Source organism: Trichocoleus sp. FACHB-262 (genome assembly GCF_014696035.1).
Lineage (GTDB): Bacteria > Cyanobacteriota > Cyanobacteriia > FACHB-46 > FACHB-46 > Trichocoleus.
The window spans coordinates 297,561-319,122 of record NZ_JACJPK010000108.1 but is presented as its reverse complement, the minus strand read 5'-3'; the positions used below and the strand labels follow the sequence as shown (position 1 = coordinate 319,122).

Annotated in this window: 16 protein-coding genes; 6 read left to right on the top strand and 10 right to left on the bottom strand. The window is 50.2% G+C overall.

From position 1 onward, the window contains the following. Position 1 precedes the first annotated feature (1 nt). Positions 2-3,922 carry a cobaltochelatase subunit CobN gene (cobN, locus tag H6F68_RS26995; protein WP_190563819.1) on the bottom strand — a complete coding sequence of 1,307 codons (3,921 nt, stop codon included), beginning with the start codon at positions 3,920-3,922 and terminating at the stop codon, positions 2-4. Between the two features lie 318 nt (positions 3,923-4,240). Between cobN and H6F68_RS26990 the strand changes: the two genes are divergently transcribed. Beyond that, the gene (locus H6F68_RS26990) at positions 4,241-6,643 is read left to right on the top strand and encodes a GAF domain-containing hybrid sensor histidine kinase/response regulator (RefSeq protein WP_190563817.1); all 2,403 of its coding nucleotides are present in this window, start codon (positions 4,241-4,243) and stop codon (positions 6,641-6,643) included. Positions 6,644-6,700: 57 nt separating this feature from the next. After that, positions 6,701-7,390 carry an N-acetylmannosamine-6-phosphate 2-epimerase gene (locus H6F68_RS26985; RefSeq protein WP_190563815.1) on the top strand — a complete coding sequence of 230 codons (690 nt, stop codon included), beginning with the start codon at positions 6,701-6,703 and terminating at the stop codon, positions 7,388-7,390. 29 nt (positions 7,391-7,419) lie between these two features. Here H6F68_RS26985 and H6F68_RS26980 read toward each other — a convergent pair whose 3' ends face one another. Continuing rightward, the gene (locus H6F68_RS26980) at positions 7,420-8,577 is read right to left on the bottom strand and encodes a hypothetical protein (RefSeq protein WP_190563813.1); all 1,158 of its coding nucleotides are present in this window, start codon (positions 8,575-8,577) and stop codon (positions 7,420-7,422) included. A gap of 132 nt (positions 8,578-8,709) precedes the next feature. Here H6F68_RS26980 and H6F68_RS26975 point away from each other — a divergent pair, with 132 nt between their 5' ends. After that, positions 8,710-9,876 (top strand): metallophosphoesterase, encoded by a 1,167-nt coding sequence (locus H6F68_RS26975; RefSeq protein ID WP_190563811.1) that lies wholly within the window; start codon positions 8,710-8,712, stop codon positions 9,874-9,876. 22 nt (positions 9,877-9,898) lie between these two features. Here the strand turns inward: H6F68_RS26975 and H6F68_RS26970 are convergent, their stop codons facing one another. Continuing rightward, positions 9,899-10,603, bottom strand: coding sequence for a Mo-dependent nitrogenase C-terminal domain-containing protein (locus H6F68_RS26970; protein ID WP_190433126.1), 705 nt, complete (start codon positions 10,601-10,603; stop codon positions 9,899-9,901). 103 nt (positions 10,604-10,706) lie between these two features. Between H6F68_RS26970 and H6F68_RS26965 the strand changes: the two genes are divergently transcribed. After that, positions 10,707-11,075 carry an EamA family transporter gene (locus H6F68_RS26965; protein ID WP_190563809.1) on the top strand — a complete coding sequence of 123 codons (369 nt, stop codon included), beginning with the start codon at positions 10,707-10,709 and terminating at the stop codon, positions 11,073-11,075. Between the two features lie 38 nt (positions 11,076-11,113). Here the strand turns inward: H6F68_RS26965 and H6F68_RS26960 are convergent, their stop codons facing one another. From H6F68_RS26960 to rfbC, 6 genes are read right to left on the bottom strand one after another with little or no spacing between them, the layout of a single operon-like run. Next, positions 11,114-12,187, bottom strand: coding sequence for a glycosyltransferase family 1 protein (locus H6F68_RS26960; protein WP_190563807.1), 1,074 nt, complete (start codon positions 12,185-12,187; stop codon positions 11,114-11,116). Continuing rightward, complete coding sequence (locus H6F68_RS26955) at positions 12,171-13,112, bottom strand: glycosyltransferase family 2 protein (protein WP_190563805.1); 942 nt, start codon at positions 13,110-13,112, stop codon at positions 12,171-12,173. The genes H6F68_RS26960 and H6F68_RS26955 overlap by 17 nt, the downstream gene beginning before the upstream one ends. Before the next feature lie 22 nt (positions 13,113-13,134). Continuing rightward, entirely contained in the window at positions 13,135-14,136 is a 1,002-nt protein-coding gene (locus H6F68_RS26950) for a glycosyltransferase (RefSeq protein WP_190563802.1), read from the bottom strand. Between the two features lie 10 nt (positions 14,137-14,146). Next, the gene (locus tag H6F68_RS26945) at positions 14,147-15,220 is read right to left on the bottom strand and encodes a glucose-1-phosphate thymidylyltransferase (protein WP_190551308.1); all 1,074 of its coding nucleotides are present in this window, start codon (positions 15,218-15,220) and stop codon (positions 14,147-14,149) included. After that, positions 15,192-16,100, bottom strand: coding sequence for a dTDP-4-dehydrorhamnose reductase (gene rfbD, locus H6F68_RS26940; RefSeq protein WP_190563800.1), 909 nt, complete (start codon positions 16,098-16,100; stop codon positions 15,192-15,194). Before rfbD ends, H6F68_RS26945 begins: the two co-directional genes overlap by 29 nt. Beyond that, complete coding sequence (gene rfbC / locus H6F68_RS26935; protein WP_190563798.1) at positions 16,097-16,645, bottom strand: dTDP-4-dehydrorhamnose 3,5-epimerase; 549 nt, start codon at positions 16,643-16,645, stop codon at positions 16,097-16,099. Before rfbC ends, rfbD begins: the two co-directional genes overlap by 4 nt. A 623-nt stretch (positions 16,646-17,268) precedes the next feature. Between rfbC and H6F68_RS26930 the strand changes: the two genes are divergently transcribed. Together H6F68_RS26930 and larE are read left to right on the top strand one after the other, a co-directional pair. Further along, on the top strand, positions 17,269-19,530 hold the full coding sequence (locus H6F68_RS26930; RefSeq protein ID WP_206755568.1) for an ATP-binding protein: 2,262 nt from the start codon (positions 17,269-17,271) through the stop codon (positions 19,528-19,530). 104 nt (positions 19,531-19,634) lie between these two features. Next, complete coding sequence (gene larE / locus H6F68_RS26925) at positions 19,635-20,453, top strand: ATP-dependent sacrificial sulfur transferase LarE (RefSeq protein WP_190563794.1); 819 nt, start codon at positions 19,635-19,637, stop codon at positions 20,451-20,453. A gap of 46 nt (positions 20,454-20,499) precedes the next feature. Here the strand turns inward: larE and H6F68_RS26920 are convergent, their stop codons facing one another. Beyond that, the gene (locus tag H6F68_RS26920) at positions 20,500-21,540 is read right to left on the bottom strand and encodes a hypothetical protein (protein WP_190563792.1); all 1,041 of its coding nucleotides are present in this window, start codon (positions 21,538-21,540) and stop codon (positions 20,500-20,502) included. Positions 21,541-21,562 lie beyond the last annotated feature (22 nt).

Genomic DNA, 21,562 nt, shown 5'->3' with positions numbered 1-21,562 from the left:
ATCAGAGGGTAGTCTCGATCACCGCTTCTGCTTCATGGGCGATCGCTCGCAATTGATCGAGAGTTTCCGGTTGCACTTGTTGCCACAATCCCCGCTGGTGGGCTTCCAGCAACCGCTCTGCCATATCCCGTAAAGCCCAGGGATTTTTTGCTTGAATAAAAGCTTGGACTTGCTCATCCAAAACATAGGCATTGGCTACTCCCTGATACATGTGGTCCTCGACGCAGTGAGCAGTGGCATCGTAGGCAAATAAGTAGTCAATCGTTGCGGCCATTTCAAAGGCTCCCTTATATCCATGCCGCATCACTCCCTCGATCCACTTGGGATTCACCACGCGCGAGCGGTATACACGGGCAATTTCCTCTTGGAGTTTGCGAATTTTAGGGTTTTGGGGCAGTGAATGGTCGCCAAAATAAGTTTGGGGATTCTTGCCAGTTAGCGATCGCACCGCCGCCGTTAAGCCGCCTTGAAATTGGTAATAATCATCCGAGTCTAATAGGTCGTGTTCGCGGTTGTCTTGGTTGTGTAGGACGATCTGCATTTGTTGTAGCCGTTGCTCAAAGGCTTCGGGGGCAGCGCGACCTGTGCCGTTGCGGGTGTAGGCATAACTGCTCCAGTTGATGTAGGCCCGCGCTAGATCCTGATCATCCGTCCAATTTTGTGCTTCAATCAAGCCTTGCAAACCCGCTCCATAGGCACCCGGTTTAGAACCAAAGACCCGATAACGCGATCGCTGTTCTGCCTGTTCTGGCGTCAGCCCCACAGATTGCCAATGTTGAGTTTCCTTCTGGACTTGAGCCGCTAAAGGGTTTTGGTCGGCTGGTTCTGACAAGGCAGCGACAGCGGTGACAGCTTGATCGAAGAGATCGATCAAGTTGGGAAAAGCATCGCGGAAAAATCCAGACACTCGCAACGTCACATCCACACGCGGTCGCCCCAGAATTGCCAGCGGTAAAATCTCGAAATCCACCATCCGGCGAGAAGGGCCTTCCCAAATCGGCTGGACTCCCAGCAAGGCCAACGCTTCTGCCATGTCATCGCCTCCAGTTCGCATGGTGGAAGTACCCCAGATCGACAAGCCCAGCGTTTTGGGATACTCACCATTTTCCTGGGTGTAGCGCTCGATCAACGCTTCTGCCGCCTTTCGCCCCACATCCCAAGCGCTCTCGGTGGGAATGGCACGAATATCAACCGAGTAAAAATTGCGGCCCGTCGGTAGCACTTCCGGACGACCACGGGTGGGGGCTCCTGATGGTCCACTGGGAATGTAACGGCCTGACAGACCTTGCAATAAATGAGAAATTTCTTGCGGGGTTTGTTGCAGCCTAGGTAGCAGAACTGTGCGAATCCAGGTGATCTCTGCTTGGGTTTGGGGTGGGAGAGAGCGATCGCTAGAGGTAAACGCATCTATAGAGGCATCGCTAGAGGCATCCATCACCTGCTCCACTAGCAAAGCAGCTTCTTGCTCCAAGAATTCCACCACATCGCCCAAAGTCCGACAGGCAGACAACTGCGGCTGGAGATGTACAGGCAACAGGGGACTAGCTACAGGGGCATGGTCTCCGGCGGGGAGTTCTGGTGCTAACTCAAACGGACTGGCTAAATCAGCCATGAGTGGATCAAGATCTAAGCCCCAATCTTGGGCTAAGGCGCGAGTTAAACCCATACGACCCGTTCCAGGATGCCGCGCGATCGCCACGATCAAATCTCTGAGTTGCCGCCCTTCTGGACAGCACCCAAAAATGTGCAAACCATCTCTGATCTGAGCTTCCTTCAGTTCACACAGATAGCCATCGGCTCGCGTCAAAAATTCTGCCAATTGAGCCTGCGCTGAGGTGGAGCTAAACTCAATGCCTAAATCTTGATGGAGCTTTTCTTGCAACACTAAATTCGTGATGCGATCGCGAATGACAGGTAAGCGAGTGGGGTCCAAGCTTTGGGCTTCGTAATACTCATCAATTAACCGTTCTAGTTGTTGCAGTGGCCCATAAAGTTCGGCCCGAGTCATGGGGGGCGTTAAGTGATCGAGAATCACAGCTTGCGATCGCCGCTTGGCCTGCGCTCCTTCCCCTGGATCATTCACAATAAACGGGTAGAGGTGCGGTAAAGGGCCAAAGGCGACTTCAGGATAGCAGGACTGGGACAAGGCGAGACTCTTACCCGGTAGCCACTCCAAGTTGCCATGTTTGCCGACATGCACGATCGCCTGAGCTTGCAAGTGCTGCCGCAGCCAGTAGTAGAACGCTAGATATCCGTGAGTCGGCTCTAAATCAGGAGCGTGATAGTTCAAGGCGGGGTCTAAATCGTAGCCCCGTGCAGGTTGAATGCCGACAAAAACATTGCCGAGCTGCAACCCAGAAACGGGGAAAGCAGCAGGATTGGCACTTGGGTTTTCTGGATCTGACGCTAAGCCGTCAACTCTCGGTTCTCCCCAGCGATCGCGCATCCCTTGTTGGACCGATGCAGGCAAAGCTGCAAAATACTGTTGGTACTCTGCTAAGTCCAGGCTTTGATGCACAGCGCGTAATTCATAACCTTCAGGGTCATTGGTGACTCCAGCGGTTAAACGCTGAATCAGCTCCTCACTGCTTTGGGGCACATCTGCTAGGTGATAGCCTGCTTGCTGCAATGCTTTGAGGATTTCCACACAGCTCGTTGGGGTGTCTAAACCCACGCCATTCGCCAGTCGGCCATTACGGGTGGGATAGTTAGCGAGAATCAAAGCAATGCGTCGCTGGGCGGGTGGAGTTTGCCGCAGCGTAACCCAATGGGCAGCTAGATCAGCCACAAACTCAATGCGATCGCGCACAGGCTGATAGCCCACCACATCTGTTTCTAGATCGGGGTTGCGAATCTGGACTGCTTTAAACGAAACAGCACGACTAATAATGCGGCCATCGACTTCTGGCAAGGCCACATTCATCGCTGTGTCTCGGGGCGACAATCCCCGGTACTCGGTTTCCCACTGCTCCACCGTGCCGCCGCTCAAAATCACCTGGATCACGGGCACATCCAACTGTTGCCAAAGCTCTAAATTGGGAGTCTCGGTTTCCAACTTAGCCAGCGAGAAACTCGTGGCATTAAGTAGTACCTGAATAGGAGCCGCATCCGGAGTCTGGAAGTACTTCAACAACTCGGTCTGCAAGTCTGGGTCGCGTAGCGATGGCACAAAGATAGGAACAGGCTCTAGACCCCGCTCAGCTAAAGCTTGGCACAAGGCATCAATCGGAGCTGTGTTGCCTGCAAGGTAATGAGCCCGGTAGAACAATAAGCCTACTTTTGCAGGTGAGGGGTGAGAGGTTGCCGCTGCAAGCGTTGCCGTAGGTTGGAGGGCAGGATGAAGGGGAGGGGAGAAGGGGTAAGAATAAGGCTGCCAGGGGTAGAAGCCGATTTGGGGAATCGCTTCAGGCGGTGCAGGAGCATAATCTAGATTGAGGCCAATTTTGACTGCAAACTTGAGGGCGTTGACCAAATTGGTGACACCGCCTTCGGTGAAGTACCGCCAGAATTGATTCACTGCTGTGAGAGGCACTGTTGAGTGGCTGATCAAATCTGGGTCAGGGCGATCGTCTCCTGGCAACACAATCAGAGTTGCCTTGGTGCGCTGAACCGTATCTTTGACCACCTCAAAGCCGTAGGACCAATAAGCACGACCTCCCAACAGGCGCAAGACGATCACCTGAGCAGACTCCAACACCGCTTCAGCATAGGTATCTATGGTGAGTTGTTGCTGTAGCTGCAACAGGTTCACTACACGAATAGCTGGAAACTCTGGGGGCAATTGCGGTAGAGCTTGCGCCATTGTCTGGATGTCAGTGTCAGCCGCAGTCAAAAAAACAACAGGTGCGGGCGTTTGCTCGATAAAAATCACGCCTTCCACTTGCGGATTCCAACCGCCGGGCGTAGCAGCTAAACGATGCATAGTTTCTGGGTTTCTGAACTTGGATTTCTAAATTTGGGTTTTAAGATATTGCTGACAAATACGGCTGACCCTGGACTCCCGCTCCTCCACGGATCTGGAGAGGAGTTGATTAAGATATGCTGATTAGGAGCTGATCGTCATGTCAGACGCGCATTTTCTAACTCAAAAGCCTGACGCTCTATAGCGGTCAAGCATTAATCAAGCAATTTACTGAGTATTCAATTATTTGGGTGCGGTTTCAGCCATGCTGCATCGTACCAGCTTACAGCGTTTCGCTTGACTGAGTCAGGCAGCTAATTTTTGTGAACAACCCCGAAAATGCCTAGTTTCCCAGCCTCAGCAGTATGTCGGACTTTGCCTGGTGCTACCTTTAACCAAATACGCGACCTTCTGCACCAGACGGCTCTGGCGATCGCGCCTCAGGCTACAGCTACAGTTCTGACCGAAGCCGTGCTCTCTGCCACCAACCGTTCTCTAGGCCTAGAAGTAGAACAATTTGTGGTGGTGGTATCAGAGCCGTTTAGTGCGCTGCTGTCTGCCAAATCGGTTGGGCTTGAGTCTGGGTTGGAGCCTGGCCTGCACCCTGGGCTTCATTCTGGGCCTGAGTTGCACTACGAATCATCAACTGAATCCGCTGCCTGCGAGGTGAATTTAACCTTTGAGCCAGCCGCGATCGCTGAGTTTTTATTTCAACTCCGTCCCCTGTTTAGTCACCAGTCTGATGTTCCTGATACCTTAGGGCAGCTTTGTCAGCAGCTTTGCCCCAATGATGCCAAGCTGCAAAGTGAGTTTACGTTGCAATTGGTGGAACGATTGGCGATCGCTGGGACAGCCAACCCAGGGCTAAATAACGATTACCCATCTGTGTCAGTTTGCCAGCCTGTGGAGGAAGCGCTGCGCCAGCAGGTTGAGCAAGAGCGCTTACTTAATCAGGTGATTACGCAAGTACGCCAAAGCTTGGAGTTGTCCAGCATTTTAGAAACAGCAGTGCAGCAAGTCCGGCACTTTCTGCAAGCCGATCGCTTGGTTATTTATCAATTTGATGCTCATTTAGCAGCAGTTAGGCCTAACCCGCAAACGCCCTTTGACTCTGAGCCTCTGCAACACTTGCAGCCTGGTTATGGGTGCATTACCTATGAAGCGCGCGCTGCGGCAGAAATTTCTTCTGTGCTGCATGTGGCGGAAGAGGAAAACTGCTTTGTAGGAATTCCCAATTGCCAGGAAAAATATTGCCAAGGCTACACTCTAGCGGTGAGTGATGTGGAAGCGACCTATATCATTTCGCCCTGCCTGTTGAAATTGTTGCGTCGGCATCAGATTCAAGCAAAGTTGGTGGCCCCCATTGTGGTGCAGGGTGAGCTATGGGGATTGTTGATCGCGCATCAGTGCTTTGCGCCTAGAGAGTGGCAGGAAAGTGAAAAAACATTTTTGCAGCGGATTGCTGAGCACTTAGCGATCGCCATTGACCAAGCCCAGCTCTATGCCCAGGTGCAACAACAGAAGGAAACTTTAGAAGAGCGGGTGATTGAACGGACTCAAGAGCTACATGATGCTTTGGCTGTAGCCCAGGCCGCCAGTCAAGTTAGAAACGAATTCGTGGCTACCATGAGTCATGAGCTGCGCACCCCACTCACCTGTGTCATTGGCATGTCAGCGACTTTGTTACGCTGGTCCTTTGGGCACTTGAGCGATCGCCAACGCCATTATTTACAAACGATCCACGATAGCGGCGAGCACCTGCTGGCTTTAATCAATGACATTCTGGATTTGTCCCAAGTAGAAGCCGGGAAAGCCACCTTAAATCTGAGCGAGTTTTCTCTCACCAATTTAGTCAATCAAAGCTTGCAAACGCTACAAGAAAAAGCCGAGTCTAACCACATTGCACTGATTAGCGAAGTCAGGATTCCGGCGGCAGGCGATCGCTTTACGGCTGACCAACGGCGACTGAAGCAAGTGCTGCTTAACCTGCTCAGCAACGCCATCAAGTTCACACCAGAAGGCGGCCAAGTCACACTGCGAGCTTGGCTCGAAGCCGAAACAGCCGTGCTTCAGGTGGAAGACACAGGTATTGGCATTCCAGAGCACCAACGTCCCTTACTGTTTCAAAAGTTTCAGCAGCTTGATACCTCTTACCAACGCAAGTATGAGGGCACCGGGTTAGGGCTAGCTTTAACCAAGCAGCTCGTAGAACTTCATGGCGGCTGGATCGATGTTGATTCGACAGTCGGCATGGGTTCGGTGTTCACAGTACATCTTCCCGCTCAACAGCCATCTGCCGCTACAGATGTCCCCACCACGCATTCCAGTCAAGGGAATTTGCAAGGCCGCATTGTCTTGATCGAAAACCATGAGGAGAGCGCCATGCTGATCTGCGACCTGCTCACCGCAGCAGGCTACCAGGTAGTTTGGCTCGTGGATGGATCAACGGCGGTGAAGCAAATTGAAATTTTGCATCCAGTTGTGGTGGTCGCTGACATGCAACTGCCGGGGATGGATGGCTATGAAGTGATGCACTATTTACGCACTTCACCCGCCACTCAAGCGCTCAAAATTTTAGTCTTAACTAATCACTGTCCTGACAAAACCGATTCTCACTATTTAGAAGCAGGCGCAGACGATTGTTTAAAGAAACCGATTGAACCGGAGCAATTGCTATACAAGGTAGCAGCCCTGATGGAATCGATTACGCCAGCCGCTCTGGAAGCAGCGTTTTCTCCCTAAAAGTCATTTATCACGCTACATTTATCACGTTACAAAGTCACAGGCTCAGTCGAGGCGATGTCTGCTATTTCTAGCGATGTGATTCCATCTTTGCGTCATGGGTTAATCGTGTCTTGCCAAGCTCCGGTAGACTCGCCCCTACATGACCCCAACGTCATTGCGGCGATCGCTCAAGCAGCTATCAACCAAGGAGCAGTCGGCGTCCGGATTGATACCCCCCAGCATGTAGCAGCTGCACGCCAACGCCTTCAGGCTCCAATTATTGGCCTTTGGAAACAACAAATTCCTGGGTTTGACATTTACATCACGCCGCAATTTCACCATGCTGCCGCGATCGCTGAGGCAGGAGCCGACATCATCGCGATTGATGCGACTTTGCGCGATCGCCCCGGTAGTGAGACAATCACTGACTTGATCGCTCGGATACAGCAAGAACTCGGCAAACTCGTGATGGCCGATGTCGATACCTTAGAGGCCGCGATCGCCGCAGTTGCAGCAGGAGCAGACGTAGTAGGAACCACGCTCTACGGCTACACTACCGCCACCCAACAGCAATCTCCCCCCGGTTTCGACTTGCTCACTCAAATGGTTCAACAGTTGAAGATTCCTGTCATTTGTGAGGGTGGTATCGCTTCACCTACAATGGCCCGCCAAGCCTTAGATCTAGGAGCCTATGCAGTCGTCGTAGGTACAGCGATCACAGGCATTGATCTACAAGTTCAAGCCTACCGAGCCGTGTTTCCTTAACAAGTTGCGTTGTTAGACTTTTAGGTTAATTAAGAGGCAGTCGCTAGATTACCCCGTTGCAAAATCACCATGCCTGAACCGACTACAGGTGTACGGGCTAGCAGTTTGCCTTCAGCATCGGTTATTTCTAGCTTGGTGAAATCTAAGGTTTTGGCCTTGGCTAGCACTCCACTGGCTAACTGATCTTGCTGAGAGTTTTGCAGGTTGTACCAGCGATCGCTCAGCTTTACAGTCAGGCGATTGCCAACCAAGTTCGTTTGCACCGACTGCACCAAATTCTCAGCATATTGATTTGTCACTTCTGCCACCTTCGCTTGAATCGAGGCGAGGATTTGCTCTTGCGGGGACAAGACAGGGGCAGGAGGCTCGATCGGTGCTGGGGGCGTCACCTCAACGGGCTCTGGAGGTTCAGGAGCTACAAGATCCGCAGGTACTTCTGGAGCATCAGCGATCGTAGGTATTTCTGGCTCGACCACAATTGGCTCAGGCAGAGGCACGGCTGTTTCTTCAGGCGGAGCGATTGCCACCGGAATTTCTGCTTCCGGAGCGCTGAGTTCTGGAGGTGCTGTAAGTTCCGCTGGGGGGACTCGCTGTGAGATCGGCACTTTGGCGACTTCTGGTGCCCTAGATTTGGGAGGAGAGAGGACTGAATTCGTTGTTAGGACCAGAAACACGACCCCAGCGATCGCCAGGTTGGTTAAAGCTCGATCGGACAGTTTTTCGTTTAGAGAAGCTGGTAAGCGGTTACGAATTTGGGGCAGAGTCTTAGTCCACCAAGCTTGCAGACGTGCCAGTTGAGGCTGGATTTTTTCCAGTGCTGCCGTCGCCCATGTTTGGAGCTTGGCTAAGAAGGGGCGCGATCGCTTCAGTAGGGCCGAGAAACTAAGTTGAGCAGACTGGCCCGTAGGTTGAGTGGGGGTTGATGAAGTTTCCTGAGTTGAAGCTGCCCTAGACGGAGATTGTGGAGTATCCGTCTCCAGTTTTTCGGCTGCTGTTTCCAAGCTCCGGATAGTGAGGCGCAGCACTTTAGCACTTTGCGCCTTCAACCCAGGCTGAACCTGCTCCCATTTCTGCTGCAACGTCTGGGTGACTTGTTGCAAGCTCGTTCCACCTTGACCCGTGGAGGCTGGGCGGTTGGGAGTTGGGGGGACAGATGATGATGGTTGCTTCGGCTGCTCCTCTGGCATGGAATCTCCCTCTAGGCTACGCAAACCGCAGGAAACGCGGTAGATTCTTACGGGTGTTACCACAAAGCCTATCATTTCCTCCCTAGCAACCGATATTCTCTCGACACTCTTGCCCTTCACCGCCACTGAACTATGAGCCTGAATCGTCGTCAATTTCTGGTTTTAAGCGGTTTAACAGGAGGTTTTGGTGTAGCGGTGCTAATGCAAAGAACCTTTGCAGAGTCAGCCATTCAGCGATCGCCCGCTCCTAGCCAATCACCGCCACCCAAATCAGCAACTCCCACCCAACCTGCCAATGCCAACGTCGGCAAAGCGATCGCACCTCAAGGGATGTTTGCTCCACCCAGAGGCGATGTGCGGATTGCGGTGATTAGCGACTTAAATAGCCAATACGGTTCCACGGACTATGAGGCAGAAGTAGACAAGGCGATCGCCCTAATTCCCGCTTGGCAACCGGATTTGGTGCTATGTGGGGGCGACATGGTGGCAGGCCAATCCCAATCGTTGTCTGATGGGGAAGTGCAAGCGATGTGGGCCGCATTCGATCGCCACATTGGGGCACCGCTCCGCAAAGCCAAACTGCCCTACGGCTTCACTGTTGGCAACCACGACGCTTCTGCCGCTTTGTCCTCCAGTGGCAACTTCTTATTTCAGCGCGATCGCAATCTAGCTGCCGCCCATTGGAATAACCCAAAGCACAATCCGGGTTTGCAGTTTGTCGATCGCGGTAAATTCCCCTTCTACTACACGTTCCAGCAAAATGGCATTTTCTATTTAGTTTGGGATGCCTCTAGCGCGGCCATTCGGGCGGATCAACTCGCTTGGGTGGAAAAAAGCTTAGCCAGTCCTGCGGCTCAAAAGGCCAAGTTACGCATTGCCATTGGTCACTTGCCCCTCTATGCCGTAGCTGTGAGGCGCGATCGCCTGGGTGAAATTCTCGATCAACCGGACAAGTTGCGATCGCTGCTAGAAAAGTACCGAGTCCATACTTACATCAGCGGCCACCACCACGCCTACTTTCCGGGACATCGCGGCAAGCTAGAACTGCTACATGCAGGGGCGATCGGGGCTGGGCCTAGACGCTTGCTCAACAGCGATCGCCCTCCACAGAAGACCTTAACCATTGTGGATGTCAAGCTAGGTTCAGCTTCGACGACTTACACCACCTACGACATGACCACGCTGCAACTGGTAAAGCATCAAGACCTACCCAGAATCATTGTGGGTCCCAATGGTTGGGTACTCCGCCGAGATGTGCAGGAAGCAGACATGACCCCAGAGGAGCGATCGCTGATCTAAACCCTACCAACCCAATAGCCCGCTAGCAATAGGGCGTTACATCCTCACCACATTTATCGGCAAGGTAAGAGAGCGCCCGAAACCGCAGACCTACCAACTGCTCGTAGAGCGGATTTAGCTTGCACAGGGGAGGAATATGCACGACCTTACGACCAAATAGTTGAATATCACGCTCGAAGGGACATTGAGCAGGAATCAGCTTACAAAGGAAGCGAGCTACCTGAGGATCTTGAACGTCTAGTTCATCGAGCCATTCCCGCACCGGATGCAGCAAATCGGCTTTTTCCGCTTCTGTCAGGTTGAGCGGAGCGACTGGAGCGGAAGCTAGGTTTTGGCTGGTCGAGGTTGTATCTGATGGATGATAGAGGGTGTGGCGCAAGGCTTCCAGCACTTCTAAACTTTGCCCTAGAGCTTGGCAAAACTGCTCTAACTGAGCGTCTTCTTGAGCCGAATAGGTACCATCTGCGATCGCTACCATCACAGCCGTGCGGAGGAAGTGTTGGGCAATTTCATTGCTTTGGCCCAAACTGGCAGCCAGTTCCCTCGGTGTGATTGTTGTTGTGGCTTCTAAGCTGCTTGAGGGAGCCAATTCTTGCTGGGTCAGGCTAGTGATTAGCTCTTGCTCTTCCCGGTCAAAGTTACCATCAGCCCAAGCGATCGCGAGGAGCCCTCTCAACCAGGCAGAAATTTGGTCGCTAGTTGGAGGGGATTGCGCCAGATCAGACATAAAATTCTACTGAGTTTCAAGTTGCGATTTTGAACCGATTTTAGCTCTAGTCTTGGCTGAGCTACCTGTAAACTAAACTGGCAATTCCCTGTGAGGCAGTTCTGTGACCCTGCAAGAATTTAGTTTGTTGTTAATGTCAATTGTCGCTAGTGTAGCGGGGCAGTTCTTTCTCAAAGCAGGGGCACTCAAACTCGGCAAGGTGAATGTAGACAATGTGTTAGGGCACATCCTTAGCATTCTGTTCACTCCTGAGTTGCTGGCGGGTCTGACCTGCTATGCCTTTGGCGCGATCGCCTATATTTTGCTCTTGACTCGCGTCAAGCTGAGTATTGCCGCACCTTCGGTGGCCTTGAGTTACGTCTTTGCGGTGATGCTAGGCTACTTTTTATTTCGTGAAACCATCCCTATCAGTCGAGTCATTGGACTGAGTTTAATTGTCAGTGGTGTAGTTTTGGTCGCTTGGCAAAAATAAACTGGTTGGGCGCTTGCCCATTCTACTTGGCGGAGAGCTTAGAGATATGGCTGCAAAATCTCTGCGGTAGCCTGTCCAGTTTTCGCCCAGCTAAACTGTGTGGCTCTCGCTAATCCTCGCTCGCGCAACTGCGATCGCAAACTCGTATCCGTCGCGATCGCTTGCATGGCCTGGGTTAATTCGGCCACCCGATAGGGATTCACCAAAACAGCCGCATCACCCGCCACTTCTGGCAAAGAAGCCAAATCTGACGTAATCACTGGAGTTCCACAAGCCATCGCCTCCAACACAGGTAAGCCAAATCCTTCCCAGAGGCTCGGAAACACTAAGGCGATCGCTTGATTCAGCAATCTGGGCAATTCAGCATAGGGCACGTAATCGAGAAACTTCACTTGCTGTTGGAGATTTAACTCGGCAATTTGGGTTTGCAGGACGGGAGTGTAGCGCGGATCGGTAGGTCCTGCCAGCCACAGTTCATAGTCAGAGCAGTTTGGCAAAGCCGCAAAAGCTGCTATCAAACGCTGTGGGTTCTTGTGTGGATTGTGACGGCCTAAATAGAGGAAATAATTTTTTTCGGGTAAGTGCAAATCGTAAAAGTTACTGGCGTCATAAGCCAACGGAATTGCTATTACTTTTTTAGCTGAAATACCAAAAAAACTAACGACATCTTGAGCAGTTACCTGCGAGTTACAAATAATTTGTTCTGCCTGTCGCAAAACAGCAGGGATGTAGTAGCGGCAATACAGCTTTTGAGCCGAAGAAAACCACTGTGGAAAGTGCAGAGGAATCAAATCATGAATTGTGACGATCGCCTTACAGTTTTTTGAGATAGGTGACTCTGGAACTGGAGAAAATAATAATTTAGAACCAAGCTCCTGATAAACTCTCGGCAAATAGAATTGAGTCCAAAGTAATCGTTTGAGATGCCCTTTGGCTCCAAACTCGGTTGTTAAGCCGATCGGAGCTGGATACGTCTTTATATTTTCTGTCCAAGGTGTTGGACTAACCGCTTTAATGTCTGGTAGAGGCAGCGCCTTCAGTAAATTGAGACTATAGGTTGCCCAACCTGTCGGTCTTTCTGGCAAAAAGGCTAAATTAACGAGAAGTGACATTGATACTTGATCTGGGTTTAAAGCTTAAAGGATATTGCTTAAAGTTGAATAACAATAGAATAATCTTGCCAAAAGTGGGATTTAAGGTTTTCAGAAAAAGACTCAGAAATTTAATCAAAAGGTAGAGTCTTACTAGAATTTGCTCCACCAAAGAGCAATGTTTTTGATAGTAATAAAGTTGACTCTTGCGATACTCAATTGCCATTGCATCAGCTCGCTGATTCACAGATTGCCCTTTCAAGTGAATCAGTGCGGTTTGAGGAGTATAGAGAATTTTCCAGCCTTGGTTTCGCGATCGCTGGCACAGATCTGATTCTTCAAAGTACATAAAGAAGCTTTCATCAAATCCGCCCAAGCTATCAAACAATTCTCGTCTGATAAAAATTGCTGCTCCAATTACAATCTCAACTTCTTGAATTACCTGAAATTGTTGGCTGATTGCTGCCTGATTGTTAGCATTTTGATATTTTTTCAACTGTTGTTGCGCTTGGTACTCCCCTCGCAATCCGATCGCAGGAACTACTGAAAGCTGCAAAGTACCATCTGGGTTCAGAAGTTGTGGCCCAATCAGTCCCACATCCAAGTGAGTTTGCATCAAGATTAACAAGTGCGGTAGCGGATCACTGATCAGGACAGTATCAGTATTCAGTAGAAATAAGAAATTTCCTTTGGCCGCTTGAGCACCTAAATTATTTCCTGCCCCGAAACCTAAATTTTTAGATGATTGAATGACCTGCACATGAGGAAATTTTTGCGCAACTAATTTTGGGCTGCCATCGGTGGAGTCATTGTCTACTACAATAACTTCATAAGTAACCGAATGAATGAATTTCTCAATCGAATCGAGGCAGTCTAGAATAACTCCTACACCGTTGTAATTAACTAAAATAATTGAAACTAAAATATTTTGTTTATCTGGTTGCATTAGTTAGAAAATATCATCAACGCTAACCAATCTTGAATAATTTTGGCGTCAGCCTTTGGCGTAGTTTCTGCAAGTCGAATAATAGCTTTAAAGCCCAAATCCTTAAAGCAATTCCCTCAGAGCCATATCCTGCTTGCCAACTTTGCCAACCTAAGCGAAGAATGCCTAAACCAAAGTCTAATCGGCGATCGCTAAACGGATCTCGCCATTCAGGATTGGTAGATTGCTGAAAGCGTAGATAGAAAGCATGACTCAAGTTTCGATGAATCAGATAACTTTTACCCGTAATTCGACATTTTTTACTGAGCCAAACAAGCAATTCTCGGTAGAGCTTCCCGGCATCTCTAACCACTCCAATAGTATTAGAACCGTGAATTCTATACCTAACTAAAGGCTGCCGCACATGAGCAACTTTCCCTAACTGCGCTGCTACGATCGCCACCCAAACATCGTGATACCAATTCACCTCTACTTGAGGTGGAAACGGCAGCACTGAGGGCAACAACGTCGCACAAAATAGTACCGAACAGCCTGTCACAGTGTTTCGTAGAAGCAATAGCTCGGCTGTGAGTTTTTCCGGGTGGCGGCTCTCGAACTCCCAAGCTGAAGCGTGCAAGGTGCGATCGCTTCCATCAATCAGTTCTAAGTCGGAATGCACCAACAGCGCTTGCTCAGCTCGTAGAGTTTCTAGCAACAGGCTCAGCTTATGGTCTTGCCAGATATCATCTTGGTCGGCAAAAGCGATCGCGGTCACTGTGGAGTCGGCAGCTACAGACTGCAAACCCCGCTCAAAGTTGTGATAGGAATTGAGATTTTGGGCATGGAAGTGACAGATAAAGCGATCGTCGTTGCCTACGGTGTCTCGAATTAGCTGCTGCGACTCAGCTTGCGAGCGATCATCGACAATGTGGCAAACCCAGTTTTGCCAAGTTTGGCTTTGAATCGATTGAATTTGCTGGCGAAAATAGGCTGGGTTCGGGTTGTAAGTAGCGAGAACAATAGCAATTTTTTCTGGGCCTGACATGCTGGTATCCCTAGGCCAGTTCAATTTGGCAGTCATCCCCCACCATAAATCTCAAGGCTTTGGGTCGGCGGGGATGCACTGTCAGGGAGGCATTTCGACCAATCACGCTGTCCACAATCCGCTGATGAATATTAACGACTCTAGCGCCTTGCAAGATCACGCTGTGGTCAATATCAGTGTCAATCAGGGTGACCTTGTCAGCAATGCTGCTATAAGGACCAATAAAGCAATTTTCTAAGTGACAGTTTTGGCCGATAATCACAGGGCCGCGCACAGTACAGTTAATCAGTTGCGAGCCTTCGCCAATCGCGACCCTGCCGCTAACCTGTGACTGGGCATCAATTTCGCCCGCGATTTGGGGATTTACATAACTGTCGAGAATGATTTGATTGGCAGCGAGCAAATCATCTTTCTTGCCGGTGTCCAACCACCAACCTAGTAGTTGAGTCGCCTGGACTTGGCGTTGTTGATCGATTAAGTATTGAATCGCGTCGGTAATTTCTAATTCGCCACGTGTAGATGGTTGGATATTGGCGATCGCGTGGTGAATCACGGGGGAGAAGAAATAAACCCCCACCAAAGCCAAATCCGAGGGAGGTTGCTGTGGCTTTTCAATCAAGCGCACAATCCGTCCATCCTCCGCCACCTCTGCCACCCCAAAGGCACTGGGGTTCTTTACCGAGCGCAGCAGAATCAAGGCATCGAGGTCTTGCTGAGTGAATTTATCTAAGAATTGCTCCAGCCCATCTTGGATCAAGTTGTCGCCCAAATACATAATGAAGGGCGAATCTCCCAAGAAAGGTTGAGCCACTTTCACAGCATGAGCTAAACCTGCGGGTTGTTCTTGCAGAATATAAGTAATTTTGGCCCCGAAGCGATCGCCTTCTCCCGTTTTGGCTTTTACTTCTGCACCCGTTTCGGGGCTAATAATGATGCCAATATCAGTGATGCCAGCCGCTACAATCCCTTCAATGCCATACCAAAGAATTGGTTTATTGGCGACGGGCACTAGTTGCTTCGCTCCTGTATAGGTCAGCGGTCGCAGACGTGTCCCTTTACCGCCGGAGAGAATTAGCGCTTTCATGGGTTTGAGCATAAAGTTCGGCTAGCATGTGCCTGAGTCCTTGTCGCCAGTGGGGGGGATAAGTTCCCAGGACTCCCGCTATTTTTGCACAAGAGAGGACTGAGTAGGCTGGACGCTGAGCGGGCGTAGGATATTCAGCCGTTGTAATCGGGACTACTCGCTGCACTTTGAGCGGCAAGCCTAATAGTTTGGCTTCTTCAAAAATGGCAACAGCAAAGTCGTACCAACTGGCTACGCCGCTATTGGTGTAGTGGTAGATGCCTGCATTTTTGGGATTTGCGTGAGGAATGAACTGAGCGATCGCCTGAGCTAAATCCTTGGCCCAAGTGGGACTACCAATTTGATCGGCTACCACGCGAATTTCTTCACGCTCAGCTCCTAGACGCAGCATGGTTTTGACAAAATTACCTTTGCCATAGCTGCCATAAACCCAAGCGGTTCTGAGAATGGCGTAGTTGGAAGTGCTGAGCGCGATCGCGGTTTCTCCCATCAATTTTGATTTGCCATAGGCACCCAAGGGATGGGTAGCATCTGTTTCTAAGTAAGGGTGGCTTTGCGTGCCATCAAATACATAATCGGTTGAGATATGGATCAAAAAAGATCCCCAACGCTGGGCGGCTGCCGCTAAAACTTGAGTTGCTGTGGCATTAATCGCGATCGCTTGCTCTAATTCCGCTTCCGCTTTGTCTACCGCTGTGTAAGCCGCAGCATTCACCACAATTTCTGGTTGAATCTGATCCATCACCTGCCAAATTTGCTCAGGCTGGGCTAGATCTAGTGCGGCTCGCCCTAAGCTGGTGACTTCTCCGAGAGAGGTGAGACAAGTTCTTAGCTCTTGCCCCACTTGGCCGTCTGCTCCAGTGACTAAAATCCGTTTCATGGAAACATCTCTGCCGCTTTGAAAAGGTGTCCTGCTTGATCTTTTGCTGACAGAATCGGGGTCTCTCCGGCCAATGGCCAAGCGATCGCTAATTCTGGATCATTCCACAAAATGCAGCGCTCTCCACCGGGAGCGTAGTAATCTGTCGTTTTGTACAGAACTTCTGCGACCTCTGAAATCACAAAAAATCCGTGAGCAAAACCCGCAGGTATCCACAACTGCTGCTGATTTTCGGCACTGAGCAAGCGCCCTACCCATTGCCCAAAAGTGGCGGAACTGCGGCGAATATCAACGGCCACATCAAACACCGCCCCTACCACCACTCGGACTAATTTCCCTTGCGGTTGCTGAATTTGGTAATGCAACCCTCGAAGCACATTCTTTTGGGAGCGAGAATGGTTGTCTTGGACAAAAGAGACAGGAGTTCCAGTCTTATCGTCAAATAATTTTTGGTTAAAGCTTTCAAAAAAGAAGCCGCGATCGTCTCGGAAAATCCGAGGTTCAATCAGTAAGACATCTGGAATCTCAGTTGGCACAATATTCATGGTCACTTCTCACACAGATTGCTCAGCGCTTAGCGGCTATTAGGGCGACATTTGGCCAGTTGCGTTCCCAGAATATCATTGTTGGGGCTGGCTCAAAGTACTGGTTCAAAGCACTGGTTCAAAGCACTGGCTCAGAGCAATAGATGGCAAAAATTTTCTGTAATCTCTATTCACAATCCTGAGAGTGAGGTGAGCGATCGCATGAACTTTATGAAATTTATCTAAAATTTACAAAGCAACAATTTTTGTTTTCAGTACGTTCACGCATGTAACGTTAGAATTAAGCGAAAGCATGCAACCTAGTTTTAACTAAATTAATTTTTTCAGTGAGGACCAGTTAGTCAGCTTTAAGCTAAGACAGAACTGTAAGTAAGACAAAACTGCCAACCTCAACTTTAGATAATGACAGATTTTGTGGAGTCAATCTTAGCCTGAAGTGTTTGCGTAAACTTGCGCAAAGCGAAGGTGCTCTAAGGTCTGCGTTTTTAGGATAGCGACTGAGTTATGACAGCTTAAAACTACTGAGCTGATGACTAGCTCCATCAAAGCAGTAGTAGTGTGTTCCCTGTTTTCTGCGGCTGGTCAAATATCCGAGCTATTGAATTAAAAGAGACCGAAATTTAGTGGACAGGCTAAATACACATCGACATTCAAGTTGGCAGGCTGAGGAGTCGTCAGAGACATCTCTGCCAGAGTTGCAGACGCACGGAGCACCGCAGCGAGCAGCTTCGTCTCGAATTCAGCAATTGGAAGCTGAGCTGTGGGTCGAGCGCTTTTGCAATCAACTCAGCGATCACCTAGCCAACCAACTCCTGAACCACAAACATCAACCGGAACTCGCCACTGCGCTACAGCCAGAAGCAGAAATTTTCCAAATTATTGTCAACGAGCTGAGAAGCACTCTAGGCAGCGGAATCGTTGCGATCGCCCTACCTTACCAGACACCCAATCCTCCCTTAGCGACAACTCCAGCCACTTCAGAAGCAATACTGGCTTTTCGCATCGGTCATGTAGCGCCTCAGCAATTGCAGCGTTCCAGCAATTCCGTGCCACCCATCGCGATCGCCACTAGCAAGCCGTTCAAATTTAGTTTGGGTGAATTGTTGCCCTTGACCGATTTACAAACACTGCATGACCAAAGCGATCCGATTGCTTGGCCAATTCTGAATTTGGATGGCAAAGCTTTGGGTTGGCTGATTGCTTCTGATGTTGTTTGTGATGCGGTTGGCGAAACCAAACTGTCCACCTTGCAAGCTTGGCAGGGACCCTTAAGAACCCATTTAATTGAACGACTGATCCATCAATGTGCGATCGCAGTTCAGCAAGCTCGACAACTGAATGCCACTTGTCCGCAGTGCCAAAACCTAGAAGCTCGCAACCGGGAGCTAGAGCGCTCCAATCAACTCAAAAGTGAGTTTTTAGCCAATACGAGTCACGAAATTCGGACTCCCCTCAGCTCCATTCTGGGTTTTACTCATTTGTTACGAGAGCAAGGCTTCAACCCCAGTAGCCTCCGCCATCGAGAATATCTCAACATTATTTTGACGAGTGGTCAGCATTTATTAGCCTTAATTAATGACATTTTGGATTTGTCCAAAATTGAAGCGAATCAACTCGATTTGCAATGCGAAACGACTAAAGTTGAAGAGATTTGTCGCAGCGTTCTGAAATTAGTCAAGGAAAAAGCCAGCGACAAAGGCTTAGAGTTGCGCCTTGACCTCGATCCAAATGTGACAACGTTTGTTTCTGACCCGTTGCGGTTGAAGCAAATGTTATTCAACCTGCTATCCAACGCTTTGAAGTTCACAACCAAAGGCACTGTAGGTTTGCAAGTCCGGTTAGCGGGGATTTTTCTGGACTTCACTGTTTGGGATACCGGAACCGGGATTTCTTACGAACAGCAACAACAGTTGTTTCGGCCTTATTCACAGATTGCCAATGCCGTGGTGAGCCGAGACGAAGGCACAGGTTTAGGCTTAGCTTTAACCCAGAAGCTAGCTGAACTACATGGCGGCTGGGTAGAAGTCGAGTCAGAACTCAATCGGGGTTCGCGTTTTACTGTCAAGTTGCCATTAACGCCGCAGCTCAACACTCAGCCTATCCGGGAATGCACAGAAGCTTTGCCCGCAATCTCTACAGCAGCCAGCCCCGCAGTCAGCTCTACTTCTGCCGTCGCTGAGAGTGCTGCCAAGTATCAAGTTGAGACTGAAATTACTGTCCCTCACTCAAGCCCTCGATCTAACCCTCGGTCTAACCAGAGTTCAGCCAAGCCGAGAACCACCCCGGACATTTCCAGCCCGACTAGCTCAGCTACTCCTACGGCTCAGCGATCGCGACTGAAGCGGACTGCCATGCAAGCAGCAAGTCCCTCGGCTCAAGCTGCTCTACGCCACAGCACAGAATCAGTGATAGCAGCAACTCCGGAAGAGACTGCTACAGGCATGCGAGTTTCGAGCCGCCCCAGAGCACTGAGTACGCACACTCGGCCCTACCACATTCTGCTGATCGAAGATCATGTCCCCAATGCCAAGCTGCTGATTGCTTACCTAAGCAAGCTGGGGTATGAAGTCACCTGGGTCAAAAATGCGACCGAAATGTGGCAAGCGTTAGCCATTTCATTACCTGCTCTGATGTTGATGGACATCCATCTGCCTGAGATTGATGGCCTGTGTCTAACCCGCGAGTTGCGGTCTTATCAGGCGTACCAACAACTGCCAATTATTGCTCAAACTGCAATGGCAATGACAGGCGATCGCGAAGTTTGCTTGGAAGCAGGCTTCACCGACTACCTCACCAAACCAATTGACTTGAGTGCATTGGCGCAAATGGTAGCGAAATACAGTGGTGGAGTTGAACCCCATCATCGGTTGCCGCAGCAAGCTTGAGCCAGATTAAAAATTCAGTTGAAATTCGCTACCCTAGGTGAGGCGCTTGATGCCAAAAGATGCCAAAAGTTAAGTGACTATCATTGCTTGGGGATTGCCAGACCATGCCGCTACAAAAACTTGAGCAATTGAGAACCTTATTGGCCGAAATGGAGCGGGCTCTGATTGCCTACTCAGGCGGCATTGACAGCACCCTGGTCGCTAAAGTCGCTTACGATGTCTTGGGCGATCGCGCCCTCGCAGTCACAGCCGAGTCTCCCTCCTTGATGCCAGAAGATCTGGAGGATGCTCGGATTCAAGCGGCTGAGATTGGCATTGCCCATGAGGTGGTTAACACTCATGAGATGGACAACCCTAACTACGCTTCAAATCCCGTCAACCGCTGCTACTTCTGCAAGAGTGAACTGCACGACACCTTAAAACCACTGGCGCTAGAGCGGGGCTACCCTTACGTGGTCGATGGGGTGAATGCAGACGATTTACGAGACTACCGTCCGGGCATCCAAGCGGCCAAAGAACGGGGAGCGCGATCGCCCTTGGCCGAGGTGGGCATTTCCAAGCTGGAAGTACGAGAGCTGGCTAAATCTTTGGGTTTACCTTGGTGGAACAAACCCGCCCAACCTTGCCTCAGTTCACGTTTTCCCTACGGTGAAGAAATTACGGTAGCCAAACTACAAAGAGTCGGACGAGCAGAGCGTTACTTGCGTGACTTAGGACTCCAAAATCTCCGGGTGCGATCTGAAGGCGACACAGCCCGGATCGAGTTACCCCCAGAGCAAATCAAAGAATTTGTTTTAACGACCGATCTTCCCACTGTTGTAACAGCCTTCCAAAGTTACGGCTTTCTCTACGTCACCCTTGATTTAGAAGGTTTCCGCAGCGGTAAGCTCAATCAGGTGCTTCAGATCGCTAACAGCAAATAGGCAGGCCCAGAAGTTTTGCCTACAGGGCATCTGAGAAATATTGAGCTTACCGTGTAGCTTCAAGTTGCAGATCTGCTAAGGCTTGCTTCATGTCCAACTCCAAGAAGCGATTGATTGATTGATACATCCAGTAAGCCGAGAGGGAAGCCTCTTGCCCCGTTTTTTGAAAGCCTAAGGTAGTGGCCAAGGATGAAAGATGAATCGGATGTACCACCACAATGTAAAGATCGCACAGGTTAGGAAAATCCTGTTTCATCTGCGTTAGAGTGGCTTGCGCATCTTCTAAAAACTGGCAAAGATAATCGCGGCGCAGATATTCACCATCAACAATCCAAAACCGCTCAAACACAGTTGTACAATTCAGATCCCCTAGAGATGCGATCTGGAACGGGTCGCTTTTGGCCTTGGAAGTTAAGTAAAAGCTCTTGGCGGGTGGCCTGAAGAAATTAGCTTCTGACTCACTGGCAACCGGAAATAAAATCGACATGCCGACGGGCTGAAGGTTATCGCAGCGCCGCAAGACTCGCATTCCAGTCGGATATTGTTGTGCCCAAGCTCTCAGGGTTTTAATGATTTTGGGCTGAGCGATCGCGGCATCTTTGACCAGCCAACCATAGGTGTGAGTTAGCAAACTCGCGATTGGAATAGCATCGGTGCGGGGATTAAATGCGTCTGGTTGCACGCTGGGGAAGGGAGACAAGTGAGGCGACTCGAGCAGTTCTGGCACCGCCCGAATGCGAATAGAGACGCGGTTGCCGTCAAATTGTTTGTCAATCAACCCTAGGGCAACGAGTTTGTCTAGCATCATTCCCGCTGCGCGATCGCTTCCTTGATCTCTACCTGTGTAGAAGAGTTGTGCCGCTTCTCGATGGCTACAAGCGACTGGCTCTGCTAATGGCTGTAATCGCGAGATGGGGAGAGGAGGCAGTTGAGTCACAGCTTGTTGCTGCTTCAGAGACAAGTAGGCCCACAACCGCACGAAACATTCGGCTCGACGCCGAGTTAGGCCAATGCGTCCAGACAACAGCGTCATGTAATGCTGCTGACATTCTGGAGTGAACCAGAGGTCTAGCTCATAAGGCTGCATGGAGCACTCCTGCCGCCGCAAT

Bases quoted from the DNA above. Each gene is read 5' to 3' on its own strand.
- H6F68_RS26945 (WP_190551308.1), bottom strand. From the start codon at position 15,220: ATGAAAGCGCTAATTCTCTCCGGCGGTAAAGGGACACGTCTGCGACCG.
- H6F68_RS26920 (WP_190563792.1), bottom strand. From the start codon at position 21,540: ATGCAGCCTTATGAGCTAGACCTCTGGTTCACTCCAGAATGTCAGCAG.
- larE (WP_190563794.1), top strand. From the start codon at position 19,635: ATGCCGCTACAAAAACTTGAGCAATTGAGAACCTTATTGGCCGAAATG.
- H6F68_RS26950 (WP_190563802.1), bottom strand. From the start codon at position 14,136: ATGTCAGGCCCAGAAAAAATTGCTATTGTTCTCGCTACTTACAACCCG.
- rfbD (WP_190563800.1), bottom strand. From the start codon at position 16,100: ATGAAACGGATTTTAGTCACTGGAGCAGACGGCCAAGTGGGGCAAGAG.
- H6F68_RS26960 (WP_190563807.1), bottom strand. From the start codon at position 12,187: ATGTCACTTCTCGTTAATTTAGCCTTTTTGCCAGAAAGACCGACAGGT.
- H6F68_RS26955 (WP_190563805.1), bottom strand. From the start codon at position 13,112: ATGCAACCAGATAAACAAAATATTTTAGTTTCAATTATTTTAGTTAAT.
- H6F68_RS26985 (WP_190563815.1), top strand. From the start codon at position 6,701: ATGTCTGCTATTTCTAGCGATGTGATTCCATCTTTGCGTCATGGGTTA.
- H6F68_RS26970 (WP_190433126.1), bottom strand. From the start codon at position 10,603: ATGTCTGATCTGGCGCAATCCCCTCCAACTAGCGACCAAATTTCTGCC.
- H6F68_RS26990 (WP_190563817.1), top strand. From the start codon at position 4,241: ATGCCTAGTTTCCCAGCCTCAGCAGTATGTCGGACTTTGCCTGGTGCT.
- cobN (WP_190563819.1), bottom strand. From the start codon at position 3,922: ATGCATCGTTTAGCTGCTACGCCCGGCGGTTGGAATCCGCAAGTGGAA.
- H6F68_RS26975 (WP_190563811.1), top strand. From the start codon at position 8,710: ATGAGCCTGAATCGTCGTCAATTTCTGGTTTTAAGCGGTTTAACAGGA.
- H6F68_RS26980 (WP_190563813.1), bottom strand. From the start codon at position 8,577: ATGCCAGAGGAGCAGCCGAAGCAACCATCATCATCTGTCCCCCCAACT.
- rfbC (WP_190563798.1), bottom strand. From the start codon at position 16,645: ATGAATATTGTGCCAACTGAGATTCCAGATGTCTTACTGATTGAACCT.